This is a genomic window from Ferruginibacter sp. HRS2-29 (genome assembly GCF_024343615.1).
Lineage (GTDB): Bacteria > Bacteroidota > Bacteroidia > Chitinophagales > Chitinophagaceae > Ferruginibacter.
In genome coordinates this window covers 212,452-228,967 of sequence record NZ_RJUB01000162.1, presented here as the reverse complement: position 1 = coordinate 228,967, position 16,516 = coordinate 212,452, and the positions used below count along the sequence as shown (strand labels likewise).

The following is a 16,516-nucleotide window of genomic DNA, read 5'->3' as shown; positions in this document are numbered from 1 at the left end:
TTTAATTTACGATGTGATGGCATGCTGCAAAAGGAAAACGGCTATACCGGCTACAAACCCCAGGATGGCCAGCCAGCTGATCTTTTTCAGGTACCACATAAAATCTATCTGCTCGATGCCCATCACTGCCACACCTGCTGCGGAGCCGATGATGATAGCGCTGCCGCCTGTGCCCGTGGTGAGCGCCAGAAATTCCCAGAAAGGATGGTCCATCGGATAGGTAGTAAGATCATACATGCCTTGTGAAGCAGCCACCAGCGGTACATTGTCTACAAGTGCCGATAACAATCCGAGAGAAGCGCCTATCAGGTAATCATTCTTTAAAGTTGCGGTGAGAAAAGTGGCCAGTTCTTTCAGCAGGCCGAAAGATTGTAATGCGGCCACGGCCAGCAGGATCCCCAGGAAAAATAAGATACTGGGTGTATCCACTTTTTGCAATGCTTTGGAAACCGTATAACGTTCGGCGATTTCCGGCTCTTTCGTTTTGTGAATGACCGTAGTGATGATCCACATCAGCCCCAACGCCAGGAGCATTCCCATAAATGGCGGAAGGTGCGTAAGGGTTTTAAATACCGGTACAAATACCAGGAAACCGATCCCGAAAATAAGGATAACCTTTCCATCTCTTTTTTCTTTCGGGCTGGATTCCGGTGCAGGTATGCCCGCTATCGTTTTCCCCCTGAACCTGCGTGAAATTATCAGTGCCGGCAAAATACAAACAGCTATGCTTGGCAGCAGAAGTTGTTTTATGATATTCAGGGCCGAGATCTGTCCTCCTATCCAAAGCATCGTGGTAGTTACGTCGCCCAATGGAGACCAGGCGCCGCCTGCATTAGCGGCGATCACGATCATGCCCGCAAACCATAACTTATCTTCCTTGTCAGATAATATCTTTGAGCAAAGTGAGGTCATTACAATGGCCGTTGTAAGGTTATCGAGCAGGGCCGAAAGAAAAAAGGTGATCAGCGCCACCAGTAGTAATAATTTGCTTTTACTTTTTGTACTGATCTTGCGTGTAATGATGTCAAATCCATTGTGTGAATCGATCAGTTCTACGATCGTCATAGCGCCCAGCAGGAAAAACAGGATGGAAGCCGTTTCACCGAGATGATGCAACAATTCACCGGTAACGGTTTCGGCGTCTCCCTGCAGGATATAAACCGTCCAGCAAAGCACGCCGGTGATCAATGCCGAAGCGGCCTTATTGATCCGCAGCGGGTGCTCAAAAGCGATACAAACATATCCCAGGATAAAAATAGCGGTAATAATGAAAGCGATCATATTGAAATATTGGTAAAATTTGGAAACGTTATGGTTGAATGTTCAACAAAACCTTATCTGTTTTTAGCCGCACTTTCAACCAGTTCTCCATCCTGTTCCGCTCGGCCTGCGGGATCTTCTGCATGGTCAGCAACACATATAATGTTTGAATACGGCTGCTATCCGTCAATAACGAAACGGGTTGAATGATGGCATTTTTTACGGCCGGGTATTGTGCTTTTATCTCTGCATATAACTGGTTGGCTGTAGCAGTCACATTTTTCAGGCTATCCAGTTGTTGTTGTACGATCCTCCCTTCCTTTTCTTTTTGTTCCAATGCAAGCGTCAGTTGCGACAACTGATCGTTTTGTGGCGCATCTTTATTTTCAGACAGGTAGGCAAACCCCTGTTTAATTTCAAGGTTGGCATTGGCAAGATTGTATTTTTTTAACTGCCCCTTTACCTGTGCTATCTCGGTGGAGTCAATTTCTTTACCGCCAAAGATCAACGTGATCGTTTTATTTTCTGCATCTATTTTTTTATTCAGCAAATAATCATTGGGAAAATGCGCCTCATTGGTTATAAAATTATTGGCATTTTTATTAAAGCGGTCCTGCTGCACGAGATCATACCCAAGGTATAGACTGGGCACCAATGTGATGATCACAACAAACCACACGATACGCTTGGAACGCTTGTCTGTTTTTTCATCCGGGAAATGTTTGTAGGGAAATTTAAGCAGGCGTGAAATAATAAATGTAGCCAATGCTATAAACACGGTGTTGATGATAAACAGGTAAAATGCCCCGAAGAAAAAGCTGAACTGGAAAGTGGCAAGCCCATACCCCGCTGTGCACAAGGGCGGCATCAATGCAGTAGCGATCGCCACGCCGGGGATCACATTTCCTTTTTGTTTGCTTGAGGTAGCAATGATGCCGGCAAAACCACCGAATAAGGCAATGAGCACATCGTAGATGGTGGGTGATGTCCTGGCCAGTATCTCCGAATGAGCATCATCCAGCGGTGATAGCAGGAAAAAGATGGTACTTGTGATCAGTGCGGCGATTGTGGCAACAAGATAATTTTTCAATGCCTTTTTCAACAGCACCACATCGTTGATACCCATCCCCAGGCCTATCCCCATAATGGGGCCCATCAACGGAGAAATCAACATGGCGCCGATGATCACTGAAGTGGAATTCACATTCAACCCAAGTGAAGCTACAAAAATGGCAAATATCAGCACCCAGAGATTTGTACCACGGAACACTACCCCCTTATCAATGGAAGCAATGATGCTTTCATGGTCTTCCCTTTCTTTACTCAGGCTAAATTTGCTGAAAATATTATTCAAATCTTTTTATTTAGTGAACAATGCTGATAAAGGTATGATTTTAATTTTCACGGTGTGATGTAGCTATCCTTCACTGCATAGGCTTACAGCAATCACGGAATGGAGGTGTATAACTTATGGCAATGCTGATATTTCCTTGCCAGGAAAAAGAATAACGGCAACAAGAGCTGATCGATGGGTTCTCAGAAGTGCCCGACAATGTTGCATCATCGGGGTGTGTCAATCCGGTAAGAAGGTGCCGTGCGTTCGCTTTAAAAACGACAAAACGCTTTAGGAAGATATCCTCAGTAAAATATGTTTTGTAATTATTTCCCGGAGATCATACAGTAAGATCCTCCAGCTCTTTAAAAAGACAGGCGGCTCCTGCCAATGCAGCATCTTCGCCCATGACAGCTTTTTTCACCAGCGGGTTAAAATTATTTTCACGCATTACTTTCTGCATCGAAGGCATAAATATTTCCCACGCGTGGGAAATATTACCGCCGATCACAATTATTTCAGGCTGCTGTGCGCCATACCTGCTTATTAATACCGAAGCCAGCGAGGCTCCAAACGCTTCAAATAATTGCATGGCTACCGCATCCTTTTCTGCCATGGCGGCCAGTTCTTTTACACCCTGCACGGGCTGCCCGGTAGCTACCTGGTACTGTTGTACAAACCAGCGGGTAGAAAGATAATCTTCTGTTTTTCCCTCCTTGTAATCCATCAGGTACAGGTCGCCTTCTTCGGGTATATTATTATAAAAAGCTGCCGATCCCAGGCCTGTTCCCAACGTGATCCCCACCAGGTTCTTATAACCCCTCGCACAACCGCAAAACATTTCGCCGGCGAGAAATGCCGACGCATCATTCATGAATTTTATCCTGCCGGTATCTATTCCAAGGTTTTCTGCCAGCATCCCTTTTATATGAAGGCCATACAGGCTTTCGTATTTATGCAGGCCGGTTATAAGGCTCACACCGTTTTCGTAATCCAACGGGCCCGGCATAGCAATACCGATATTGCCCGGAGATATCCCGGCTTTGTCATGACATTTCCTGATCACTTCCGCCCAGGCCGCGATGATATTATCCGCATTATCAGATGTATCGATATGGCCACGTACCGAAGTATCCCCCAACACTTCCCCTTTATCGATATCCACCAAACCTACTGATATGTGCGTACCGCCGATATCTACCCCTGTTACTAAATTTGCCATAGAAAAAATTTATTGTTGCACGGGTGGCAATTCTTTAATGCCCCAGTTCTTATTGGGCTTATCACCCAGCCAGAGTTCCAGCATGCCTCCTTTTGAAAAAGCTTCGTGGGTAAACCAAAAATTATTGAGCGGTTTTCCATTAAGATTGCTACGTTGTATATAGTCATTCGAAGGGCCATTGTTGTGTGTGCGGATGGTAAAGTTGCTTCCGCTATAATATTTTTTATCCAGCCGGATAGATATTTCATCAAAGATCGGGGAAGTAATTTCATACACCGGTGTCACCGATTCATTACCGGCAATATTGAACAATCCTATTGCCATCAAAGCGCTCACGCCGCCCATCTGCCCCTGGTCTTCATCGTGGCCACCATAACCAAGGTCAGGCGTGATGCCGCCATAAGCCTGGTCTTTTACCCGCCTTACCCAATACTGGGTGAGCCAGGGCTTGCCGCCATAACTGAAAACATGCGCATTGGAACACCCGGGCTGATTGGCATAACTCACATACCCATCGGTATAACCGAATACAAAATCATTGGCCCTGGATTGTTCAAATGCATAATTGAGCTTGTTGCAAAAACTATCTTTTCCCCCCATCATACGGATGAGATCGGGAATAGCCTGCGATAATCCCCAGGTGCCCTGCCATGCATTGGCTTCTACCCATCCGGCCCCGCTGAGTGGATCTTTATGCGTGAACTGACCATTGCGGTCTTTAGGAAAAAGCAATTTCTGTTCTTTATCAAAATTGTTCACCCATCCTTTTGAGCGATTTAAAAAGAAATCATGATCTGCTGTTTTTTTCAATTTCCATGCCCACTGAGATATGCCCCAATCCTGGAAGCTGGCTTCTATGCCGATGCCCACATTGTCGGGCCACCAGCCATTCTTTGTGTAAAACTCGATATCTTCTTTTGATCCCAGCATACCGCCGGGCAAATGGTTTTGTTTTACGATCGCATACGCATGTTCCGTATCCACTTTTCTCAATAACCCCTTCATGTAAGTGCTGATGATGAGATTGGATGCCGGGCAACTCGTCATGATATAAGAATAGCCACCACCCGAAGGGCCACGGGGCAGCAAGTAACCGTTGTTCGCATATTCTATCATGGATGCCGACATATCGTCCATCACTTCGGGCCATGCAAGGCCCCATAAGATATTCAGGTTCCATTGCGATAGCCAAAAGGCATCGGAACTATACATATTGAAAGCTGGTTTACCGGAAGCGTCTTTAGGCGCTGTCTTTATTTTAAAAATGGCATCGGTAAAGTTGCCGTCTCGTTTACCGGTTGTCCTGTCCGGGTAATCGCCGGAAACATCGTTTATTTTCTGGCGGCCCAGCAGTACATGCCACAGGTCGGTGTAAAACTTTATACGCTGTGCTTCTGTACCCCCTTTTACGGCTATCCGGCCCAGCCATTCGTTCCACAATTTTTGTGTATTATTTTTTACCTCGTCGAAATTCCAGGTGGTGCATTCCTTTTCCAGGTTGTTGCGGGCATTGTCGATGGTAGTGTACGACAAGCCTATTTTCATATTGACCGTTTCTCCCTTTTTAAGATCGTATGCGGCAGCCACGGTTAAGCTATCGCCTGAAATGGTAACGATATCCTGGCTGCTTTTTTTGCCCTGCCAGGCATCCAGCGATTGAAAAGGCTTATCAAAACGGATCACGAAAAATATTTTTACATCCTTTGGCCCGCCCCAGTACCGCTTTACCGAACTGAAAGAGCCCTGTATTTCTGTGTTGCTGATCTTCGTTACTACTGCATCCGCCATCGTGCTGTTGGAAACATATCCACCCAGGTTGACGATGATCCTTGCTTTTTGATCTTTGGTGTACCGGAACCGGTAAAAATTCACGCGTTCCGTAGCCGTTTGCTCCACCCATATTTTATTATTCTGCAGCAACACCCTGTGATAACCCGGTTGCACGATCTCATCGTCATGGCTAAATTTTGATTTCCAGCTATGGTGCCCCAACGAAGGATCTTCATTTTCGGTGGCAGGCATTATTTCCAGCCCTTCCACCATCCACGCATGTATCTGTTCAAAACCTAAGATCTCCGTTTCATTGTAATTATATCCCCCGCCATTCTGATTTTTATTTCTCGTAAGCGGGGCGCTGCTGGCCAGGCCAAAAGGAACACTGCCGGTAATGAAAAAGAAATCGCGGCCACGGTTGGTCTCTATGTACGGGTCTACCTGCTCTGTATAATTAGCAGCCTGGGTAGCCGATGGGTACACTTCGATCTCCGAAAAACCGAGGTCGGTACCGGTGCCGTCTGTCACGATAAATTTTACCCAGCTTACCCTGCGTGAAGAAAACTGTATGGATTTTCCTGCGCCGTCGGCGGGCAATTGGTTAACCCATACCACACTGCCATCGCTGAACAGCAATTTACCTCCCGCAATATTTTGCCTTAAAGAAGCCCTGTCGAATAATACGATCCTGTTGATCTCCTGCGGCTGTTGCCAGTTCAGTTGGATCCACGGAAAACGGATATAGCCCCAGTCGGTGGTATCGCCCAGGCAGGCCCATTCCCCCATTCCATCAATTCCTATGATCCCATCCACGGCTTTATCCCCGCCATAGGCGGAATTTAAAGAAGTAGACACTGATACTTTGGCGTACGGAGCTATATTTCCAGGACCGGCATGAGCTACCATAAAGCCCGATAAAAATACAAGGATGAACAGCGAAACAAATTTCATTTTAATAAGCGTTGGTTATGGATGATCAATCATTATTGGCAATCGGGTAAGGTGAATTATTTAGCGGTTTTGTATTTCAGTTTAATAAAACGCGGCCGGTACAAATGCGGAAATTTCTTTACATCCTCATCGAACTTAAAAGAATTGATATTGTAACTGATCAGCAATTCACCGGGTTGAGACAACACAGGATGTGCCTTGGCATTGTATGGGAAAAAATTCGGACTATCTTTTAGGTCGTCGCTCACATCGTACACTTCTTTTACCGGGCCGAAAGGGCCGTAAGGTGTAAGGCCTATGCGGATCCCCACAAATTTCCCCAACCCCTCGTGTTGAAATACCATGATGTAGCGGCCATCGGGCAAAGGAGAAACGCTGAGTTCATTGGAAGCCTTGTCTGCGATCGGTTCAATTGCATTTATATCCGGAGTCCAGTCTTTTCCATTCCAGAAACGCCAGGCTTCAAAGTTTTCTATATCTTTTGGTTTAACCCTCGATACCATTACCTGCTTGGTTTTACCCCTTACGCCATAAACATATACATAACCATCTGGTGAAACTGCGCCGGCTTCTTTGGTATTTACCAGGACGCCTGCACCGAATGAACCGACTGTATCCACACTTTTATGCAGGAGGAAAGGGATATCCAACTGCCGCTTTTCTGCAAACGGCGGTTTGCTTCCCGCAGGCACCACGATGAGGGTATTGCCTTCTTCCCTGAACCCAAACATCTTTACGTCCGGAAGATTGCGGATACGATAACCAAAAATATAGAGGTCATTGTTTTTTTCCTGGTTTACAAAACCATCGCCCAGCCAGTAATAATCATGAGGCCCTGTAGCCGGTGTTTGGGGAATGAAGAGGGAGGCCGGTTTTCCTTTAGCGCTATCCCAATAAAAACGGATGGCCAGGGAGTCGGGTTTTCCGCCATTCAACAGGGCGATAGAATTATTGATCATTCCGTATCCCGGTTTAAGCGAATCATTGTCAATATCGCCAAACATGGTATCGCTGAACCAGATCATTGTTTCGGCTTTGGCCGCCGCGCCTTCACTTTCATCACCATTTTTTGTAACGGCAAATATTCCATCCCCTCCAAACCATCCTTTGTTGCGGTACAGGAGCTGGTTCCATTCGGGCGCTTTTTCTACGGTAAATTCAAATGAATTTAGCTTTGCACTATCAGACAATACCGCTGTATCCGCAGATGTTTTATTGCCATTGCAGGCAAAAAGGAGTGCTGAAGAAAGCAGTACAGCAAGAGGGCATTTTTTTATACGCATGATAAATAGTTTAAGGAGCGGGTACATAAGTTGATTCAAATGCTTCTTTATCGCTCAGGCCGAAAATGGTAAGATCGATCAGTTGCACCAACACCATCTTATCCCTGTTGAGTGTTTTAACGGTGTATGTTTCGGTGGTAATGTTTGCCGGGTCGAATACAGAGTGATAGATTTGCGTAAATGTTTTTTCATCATCGCTGAGCTTCCATTTGTCGAATACATTGAAGCCATCGTAGGTACAGGCGCTTCCGCCAAACTGTACATTGTACGTACTGTCGGCATTCCACACAAAAATATTATCGTCTTCGCAAGGCTTCTTATCTTCCACCACCGGCGATACGGATGTCCACAAGCGGGATGTTAGCTTCCATCTTCTGCTGTAGATGATCTGCTGGCCCGATGTAGTGGTATTCACGGTCAGGTCTTTTTCAGCCGCGAGGCCTTTTGCATCTGTAAAACGGAAATTGAACCCCACCAGTTTATCTACTTCCGCGTCTTTAAGCTGGTAGGTAAAATGATATTCGTACTGCCCGTTGCCTGTAGAAGTTGGTACAGCAGTGACAGTGCCGCCATTTCCGTATGCAGGGTCTTTCTGCAGGTTGATGGTTTTATATATCACCACGTCTTTGGCGGTGTTGGGGGCTGTAATATACAAGGTGGCCTCCACCACCCTGCCGGATTTACCGAGCACATTGTCGGGTGTAAGGCGCAGCACGGGGGCGCTGGTATCAACATTGTCTTTTTTACAGCCAGCCAATCCAATGATCAGTGCGAATAGAACGATCGGAAAAGATTTGAAGGAAAGCATAATCGAATTTTTATAAATGATTGAAGTAATTTGAATGATTGATTGTTTTATACCCGCCACATATTTTCTATTTCTTCCAGCGTTTTCCCTTTCGTTTCAGGCACGCTCCGCCATACAAAAACAAAGGCCAGTATGGAAAAGATCATGTATATCCAGAAAGTGTAGGCCGTACCGATGGCGTTGAGCAGCATAGGAAAAGTTTGTGATACGATGTAAACCGAGAGCCATAAAAAAAAGATAGCGACAGACATGGCCCTGCCACGGATATTGGTCGGAAATATTTCCGACACCACCACAAATGTGAGCGGCCCTAAAGAGATGGCAAAAAACGAAATATACAATAATATGCCGGCGAGTATCCAATAGCCGGTGGTGTGCTGCTGATGAAACGCGAAACCGATCGCCGCCAGGCAAATGGACATTCCTGCCGCACCTATCAGCAGCAATTTTTTGCGGCCCAGTTTATCTACATATTTTATGGCGATCACTGTCATGAGCAGGTTGATCCCGCCTACCAATATCGTTTGCAGCAATGCCGAGGAAGCGCCATCACCGGTGGCTTTAAATATTTCCGGTGCATAATACATGATCACGTTGATGCCGGTAACCTGCGAGAGGATCGACAACAATACCCCGATGATCAATGCGGTGCGCAAGCCTGGTTTTATAAGATCGCGGAGCGAACCTTGTTTTGCGGAAAGCGATTCACGTATGGCCTGTGTTTCTTCCGCGGCTCTGTCGCCATTTACTTTTTGCAGGATGTCTCCCGCTTCTTTCCACCGGTTTTGCTGCGCCAGCCAGCGGGGGCTTTCCGGCACGATGAATAAAAAGATCATGAAAATAACGGATGGGATCAACCCAGATCCAAACATCCATCGCCAGCCTGTTTCTATGTTCCAGGCCTCATCATACAATCCTGCGATCAATGCATTTACAAAATAGATCAGCAATATACCCGCTACGATCCCCAACTGGTAGATCGATATCAGCCGTCCCCGGATATTGGGCGGTGCAATTTCGGAAATATACATCGGCGACAAAATAGAGGCGATACCAATACCGATGCCACCCACGATCCGGAAGAAAACGAAATAAGACATTCCCGGGGCAAACATGATACCCAGTGAGGATACAGCGAATGCTATGGCAGATAACATCAGTATTTTTTTCCTGCCAAACCGATCGCTCATCCACCCGGCCACCATCGCCCCGATCATGCAACCTACGAGGGCGCAGGATGCCAGCCACCCTGTCATAGCGGGCGACAACTGGTATTTCTTTTCGATAAAACCGATGGCCCCGGCGATCACAGCCGTATCATAACCGAATAATAGCCCGCCCACCGCGGCCACCAGGGTATATTGATAAACAAATTTTTGCGTAGACATGAGCTTAATTGATTCGGTTATTAAAAAGATTTTGCTTGCGCACATATGCTTTCAACGTCATGCACAATTTACCTGCTGAATCACCGTGAGGCGTAATGGTGAATGCTCCCACTTCAGCCGGTACAATAAATGTTTCTACATAATGGATGATGTAAGGTTCGAAAGCGCCTGTCGGGCTTTCTATCACTACTTCACTTCCCTCCACCAGGTTGATCACGTTCACCACTCCCCCTGTGTGATGCGTTACCTTACCGGTAAAGCTGTGGCGGCGTGTTTCAATGAAAGAATCTTCGTACAGGCCTGTCCGTTCTTCGATCCAGCCGTCCCCTTCCCCGATTTTTTCAAAATGGTTCATGATATTTTTTGCTGTCCAGGAAGGCGTACGATCCCATTGGATAGATCTTGCGCCATGCTCCAGGGAGATCGGCCTGGGTTTGCCATCAAGGCCCATACGTCCCCAATCCCATAATTTAAACGTGAATATATAAGGGGTAGCGCTTATTTCCAGCACCATGCTGTTGGCACCCGAACAGTGGACTGTTCCGGCCGGGATCAGCACATGATCGTGTTTTTTTACCGGCCATTTTTCTACAAAATCATCTGCCTCAAAAAAACCTCCCTGTTCCTGTGCATCCTGTAAAGCACCGACCATCTTATCGGGAACGATGTTATCTTTTAACCCCAGGTATACAAATGCATCCTCCTGTGCATCGATAAAATAATAACTCTCATCCTGTGTGTAGCCCATGCCGAAATGCTCACGGATATACGATTTGAGCGGGTGTACCTGCAAGCTGAGGTTACCGCCTTCCATGGTATCTAAAAAATCAAACCTTATCGGGAATTCCGCACCGAAAGAATCATACACCAGCTTTCCCAGCAATTTCTTCGGTTGAAAGAATACCAGGTCGATCGAAGGGATTTCTATTACTGTATCGCCGAACCCGATCATGAGGCTGTTTTCTTCAGGCACGCAGTCGAAGCCCCAGGCAAAATTCTTTTCACTGCGATCGAGGTCGCACACTTCTTTCAGCCATTGCCCGCCCCATGGGCCGGGGTCGAAAAACGGCACTACGCGGAAGGGCTTTTTAACCACTTCCGACAATGCATCCCTCAATGCCGTACCACTTACCATTTTGGGATCTGCGGGCTGCGTAGTATCCAAGAGGAAATCCCATTTGTGGATCAGCCTTTTTTTGAGCTCATCCATCACACGCCAGTCTACAAAAAAGGCCCTTTTGTATTGGTAGGCAAATTCAGCATCGGCATTTGAAGCGCCCAGGTTGCTCAGCTCGTTTCTCCTGAACCTTAACTGTATTTCCCAACGGGGCATATCAGCATATATCAGCAGATCAGGGGTAGCAGCAATCAATGAGGCACCTGTCCCGAATATGTATACTTCATCCTGTAAAGCGGCAGCCAGTTTATTCCGGAGCTCCGCGATCTTTATCTGGTTAAAAAAATCATTCAACTCCAATGAAGTGATGTAGCCAAATACCGGGTCATTGGTCACAAAAGGAAATATCATCGGATCGATCTTATCCTGCGGCAGGAGCGTATCCGCTGCATTGATAAAAAGCGCACCCGGTTTTGCCGTCATGAGTTCTTTCACCAGCAAGGAAACATCTGCTCCATGGTAACATTCTATTACTATAATTCTTTTTGCAGCATCCAGTCTGCCCACTGCGGTCCCGATACTGGCCGCGATTTCTTTCCATCCACGGTATGCCTTTTCCTCCGAATAAGCCGCAACCGGGAATTTTTCAAAATTTGATGGATTCAATACTATTTATTTTAAGGTGAATCACAAAGCCAGGCAAAGCGATCAATAGCCGGTATTTTGTGAAAGGTTTTTGTTCAGGTCAAGTTCTCTTTGTGGCAAAGGGAACAGGTAATTTTTTGCCGCCGGTGTAATGCCTGGTTTAGCAAGTGGTACTTTTGTTTCCAGCTGCCCGGTACGGGCCAGGTCGAACCAGCGTTGCCCTTCCGCTACGAATTCCATCATCCTTTCATTAAGGATCGCTTCCCTCATCTGCGCCTGCGAAAGATTGTTGTAATCGGGTACGGTATTGAGGTAGGTAGTACCGTTAAAGCGGGCGCGCTTGCGTACCATGTTGATATAATCTTCTGCAAGCTCAGTATTATTCAATTCGTTGTTGGCTTCGGCATACATCAGTAATACATCTGCGTAGCGTATCACCGGGAAATCGTTGGAACTGGCATTACCGGTAGGTTCCGCTACCCTGTCCCAATACTTTTGAATATAAGGCCTGATGGTAGTGACCGGACCCGACGGGTCGTGAATTTCGGTGATGAACGTCACTGCCCTTCTCCTGTCGTCGGCATCATACCGGTTGTAGAGGTACTGCGTAGGTATCTGCCAGCCTTGTGCATTCTGCACCCCTTCTACACTGAGCGCCGGGGGCAGCAAACGCACCAGGAACTGGCCGGCTTCCCAGAAAATGATGGCGCCACCGGCATCGCCAAATCCTACAGAAAAAATAGCTTCTTTACCATTGCGGCTGGATAATTTAAATACATCTGCAAAATCTTCCCACAGTTCATACTGGTTGGAGTCGATCACTTTCTTAGCCGCAATGGAAGCTTTATCCCATTGTTTCAGGGTAAGGTATACTTTGGCCAGAATGGCATTAGCTGCACCCTGCGTAGCCCGGCCACGGCCGCTTCCGGCGGTGTAAGATAAGGGCAGCACTGCCGCCGCATCCCCAAGGTCGGTGATGATCTGAGTGTAGATAGCATCCGTAGTAGCAGGCGATGGTAACAGCGGGGCATTCTCATCTACTAACAACGGAACTTTTCCAAACATACGCACGAGGTTAAAATACATGAGGCCGCGTAAAAATTTTGCTTCCCCCAGCAGCCTCGCCTTCAATGCCGAATTCATGGGTATGGCCGGGATACGGCTGATAGCAACATTGGCAACAAAGATAGTTTTGTAATGCATCGCCCATATCTCTTCCAGCGTACTGTTCTGAGAAGTCTGCGTAAAAGTTGCCAGCTGATCAAGCTGCGGCGCACCTACCTGGTTATTCAGTAATTCGTCGGACGACAAACCTGCGGTAACCCAGAACGAACTATGGTACACGCCCGCGGTACTACCGGTGCTGATGGAATTGAGGTAAGAGTAGATGGAGTTTACGGCCGATACGGCATCACTCTCCGTTTTATAATAATTTACTTCCGTTACCTGGCCTTTGGGATCTTCTTCCAGGAATTTTTTACAGGAACTAAAAGCCCCCATGATCATTATTGCGACAGCAATGGTCCGTATTGTGCTCTGATATTTCATAATAATAAAAGCTTTAATAATTTTTAGAAAGATGCGCTTAACCCGATCTGTATGATCCGTGTTTGCGGGTAACCACCCAGATCGATCCCTACCAATGTAGTGCTTTGACCGAACGTGTTGGCTTCCGGATCCGAACCTGAATATTTGGTGATCGTAAATAAATTTGATCCGCTTACATATACTTTCAGGTTACTCATCTTAAGCCTGGAAATCACCGCTGCCGGCAGATTGTAACTCAGGGTTACATTTTTCAGGCGCAGGTAAGAGGCATTTTCCACAATCGCGTCAGAAAAGATCCCCTGGTCCAGGCCGCCTGCAGCCAGTGCCCGCGGATATTTGTTGCTGGGATTTGTTGGAGTCCAACGGTTCAATGCGGCTTCTGCCAGCACATTGTTCTGGCCTGTAAAGTTCAACAGGTCGTAGTTGTTGAAGTTGGCAAGTTTACCGCCATACGCTCCCTGGAAAAAGAAAGAGAGGTCAATATTCTTATACGAAAAAGCATTGTTGAAACCGAACGTGAATTTCGGCTGTGCCGTACCCAGGATCGTGCGGTCGGAGGCATCTATCTTTCCATCATTGTTGATATCTGCATATTTCCTGTCGCCTGCTTTGGCAATAGCGGCAGGATTAGCGGAAGTTGGTTCCTGGCCTACCAGTACAGGGCTGCTGGCAGCTTCGGCATCCGACTGGAATATGCCCAGGAATTTGTATCCATAAAAAGTTCCGATGGATACACCATTGCGCAGCAGGATCGCATTCTGCAACATGATATCCGTAGAACTGTTTAACTGGGTGATCTTATTTTTGTTCGACGAAAAATTAATGGAGGTTGTCCAGCCCAGTTTGCCTGTAGTATTGATCGTGCGGAGATCCAGGTCAAACCCTTTGTTTTCTATATTGCCTATATTCAGCAAAGTGCTGGAAAAGCCGGAGGTTAACGGTATCGGGCTCGACAATAAAAGGTCGAACGTTTTTTTCTGATAATAATCCGCGGTGAATGTAACGCGGTTGTTGAATAATGACAGATCGAAACCAAGATCGAACTGGCGGGTTGTTTCCCATTTCAGGTCTTTATTTACATAAGATAAAGGTTCCTGCCCGGTGTACACTTCCGTACCGCTGCCGGTATTGAAAGTACCTTCGCCATAAGGCCCCACCAGCGCCAGTGACTGGTATGGAGGAATGGCCTGGTTGCCGATCACACCATAACTCGTCCTTATCTTAAGGTCACTCACCGCTTTTACGTCCTGCATGAAACTTTCTTTAGACACCCGCCATGCAAATGCGCCTGAAGGAAAAAACCCGTATTTTTTTGAATCCGCAAATTTAGACGAGCCATCCACACGCCCTGTTGCGGTAAATAAATATTTATTGTCAAATGTGTAATTCACACGGCCGAGGTAAGATACCATGCTCCACTCGGATTCGAGGTTATAAGGTTTCTGCGGCTTTAGTGCAGCGGCTATATTGTGGTAACCCGTCCTGTTATCCGGGAAGTCGAAGGCATATACAAATAACTTTTCGTTGTTGAAATGTTGTAAGGTATATCCTGCAACCGCGTTCACCGCGTGTTTTTGATTGAAGGTCTTATTAAAATTAAGGGTATTCTCATTCAGCCAGGTAATGCCGGTGGTTTTACCGAGCGAAGCTTCACCATTGCTGGCTTGTGTACGCTTCAAAAAATTGGGGCCGAAACTGCTTTCGTCGTTACTGAAGCCATCGATGCCAAAACTGGTTTTAAATTCCAGCGAAGGAGTGATATTATACCGTACGAAAAAATTCCCGAGTATTCTCGAAAGCACGGTCAGCGAACTGTATTCCCGAGCTTCAGCGATAGGGTTACCCAATACTTTTCCGCGGTCGTTTTCAAATGTATAACCGCCGTTTACAGTAGTGTCGTATACCGGCAGCACAGGGTTAAAAAGCAGCGCCGAAGTCACTACACCGGGAACTATGTCGCCGCCGTTGGTCAATACTCCTTTGCTCGAGATCCTGGAATAAGAAAGTGTATTTCCCACGGTGAGTTTGCCGGATAATTTTCTTTCGAGATTGGTCCGGAAAGAATAACGTTTGAAATCAGAATTATAGATGATGCCGTCCTGGTCGAAATAACCGCCGGAGATCGCGTATTTTGTTTTATCGTCGCCGCCCGAAAATGACAACTGGTAACTCGTCATCGGTGCTGTGCGGAACAATTCATTCTGCCAGTCGGTACCCTTTCCTAAATTCGGCGGGTTTACATAAACAGGCGTCTGGTTAGCATTTATTTTCGCTTCATTTACCAGGTCGGCGAATTGGGCCGCATTTAAAACTTTTACTTTATTGGCAATGGTTTGTGAACCGTAGTAAGTTTCAAAACTGAGTGTTCCTTTACCCGTACGCCCTCTTTTAGTGGTGATAAGCACTACCCCGTTTGCCCCGCGTGACCCATAGATGGAAGTAGCAGACGCATCCTTTAATATTTCGATGGATTCAATGTCGCCCGGACTGATAGAAGATAACGGGCTGATACGCGGGCCACGGGTTCCCCCAACGCTGATATCGCCGCCATCGCTGTTGATCAGCAACCCGTCGATCACGTATAAAGGTTCATTGCCTGCATTGATCGAACTTGTTCCGCGAATGCGGATGGAAGTTTCGGCCCCCGGCTTGCCGGATATCTGCGTTACCTGCACACCGGCTGCACGCCCCTGCATGGCCTGGTCGATAGAAGTAACCGGCACGGCTTTCAACTCATCCGATTTTATGGAGGTTACAGAACCGGTAAGGTCGCTCTTCCTTGCAGAGCCATACCCAATCACCACTACGTTTGACAATTCCGAGGGATTTTCGGTCAACCGGATATTGAGGCTGGCTGCGTTGTCGGCGTTCACATCCCTGGAAATATACCCGGAATAAGAAATGGTCAGTATGACCTTCCCTGCGGGAACATTGAGGGTAAACTTTCCGTCGGGGCCAGTCACAGTACCGGCGCCGGCATTGTCTTTCATTACTACATTGGCGCCGCTGAGCGGTTGGCCGGACGAAGTGGTCACCAGGCCATTAACCGTCCTGGATCCCTGCGCAAAGGAACTTGCGCACAAGAGCTGTAAGCAGAAGGCAAGTAAAAACACACCAGGTGTTTTAATCGATAAGAATTTCATCGTTTAATCAGTTAAGTTTGAATAATCGTGATCCTATGTATGTAT

10 protein-coding genes are annotated in these 16,516 nt (G+C 46.8%); all 10 read right to left on the bottom strand.

What is annotated here, in order from left to right:
- Nucleotides 1–6 precede the first annotated feature (6 nt).
- The 10 genes from nhaD to EGI32_RS20915 all read right to left on the bottom strand — a co-directional run bounded on the left by nhaD (nucleotide 7) and on the right by EGI32_RS20915 (nucleotide 16,471).
- On the bottom strand, nucleotides 7–1,281 hold the full coding sequence (gene nhaD / locus EGI32_RS20960) for a sodium:proton antiporter NhaD (protein WP_255157625.1): 1,275 nt from the start codon (nucleotides 1,279–1,281) through the stop codon (nucleotides 7–9).
- Between the two features lie 28 nt (nucleotides 1,282–1,309).
- The gene (locus EGI32_RS20955; protein WP_255157624.1) at nucleotides 1,310–2,614 is read right to left on the bottom strand and encodes a TIGR00341 family protein; all 1,305 of its coding nucleotides are present in this window, start codon (nucleotides 2,612–2,614) and stop codon (nucleotides 1,310–1,312) included.
- Between the two features lie 319 nt (nucleotides 2,615–2,933).
- Complete coding sequence (locus tag EGI32_RS20950; RefSeq protein WP_255157623.1) at nucleotides 2,934–3,815, bottom strand: ROK family protein; 882 nt, start codon at nucleotides 3,813–3,815, stop codon at nucleotides 2,934–2,936.
- Nucleotides 3,816–3,824: 9 nt separating this feature from the next.
- Complete coding sequence (locus tag EGI32_RS20945) at nucleotides 3,825–6,539, bottom strand: GH92 family glycosyl hydrolase (RefSeq protein WP_255157622.1); 2,715 nt, start codon at nucleotides 6,537–6,539, stop codon at nucleotides 3,825–3,827.
- A 56-nt stretch (nucleotides 6,540–6,595) separates the two neighbouring features.
- On the bottom strand, nucleotides 6,596–7,822 hold the full coding sequence (locus EGI32_RS20940; protein ID WP_255157621.1) for a DUF4185 domain-containing protein: 1,227 nt from the start codon (nucleotides 7,820–7,822) through the stop codon (nucleotides 6,596–6,598).
- Between the two features lie 10 nt (nucleotides 7,823–7,832).
- Nucleotides 7,833–8,630 carry a hypothetical protein gene (locus EGI32_RS20935; RefSeq protein ID WP_255157620.1) on the bottom strand — a complete coding sequence of 266 codons (798 nt, stop codon included), beginning with the start codon at nucleotides 8,628–8,630 and terminating at the stop codon, nucleotides 7,833–7,835.
- Nucleotides 8,631–8,677: 47 nt separating this feature from the next.
- Nucleotides 8,678–10,018, bottom strand: a complete 1,341-nt coding sequence (locus EGI32_RS20930; protein WP_255157619.1) for a sugar porter family MFS transporter — start codon at nucleotides 10,016–10,018, stop codon at nucleotides 8,678–8,680.
- A 4-nt stretch (nucleotides 10,019–10,022) separates the two neighbouring features.
- Nucleotides 10,023–11,801, bottom strand: coding sequence for a class I mannose-6-phosphate isomerase (locus tag EGI32_RS20925; protein WP_255157618.1), 1,779 nt, complete (start codon nucleotides 11,799–11,801; stop codon nucleotides 10,023–10,025).
- Between the two features lie 42 nt (nucleotides 11,802–11,843).
- Nucleotides 11,844–13,328 carry a RagB/SusD family nutrient uptake outer membrane protein gene (locus tag EGI32_RS20920; protein ID WP_255157617.1) on the bottom strand — a complete coding sequence of 495 codons (1,485 nt, stop codon included), beginning with the start codon at nucleotides 13,326–13,328 and terminating at the stop codon, nucleotides 11,844–11,846.
- A gap of 23 nt (nucleotides 13,329–13,351) precedes the next feature.
- A complete protein-coding gene (locus tag EGI32_RS20915) occupies nucleotides 13,352–16,471 on the bottom strand; it encodes a TonB-dependent receptor (protein WP_255157616.1) in 3,120 nt (1,039 codons plus the stop codon).
- Between the last annotated feature and the right edge of the window lie 45 nt (nucleotides 16,472–16,516).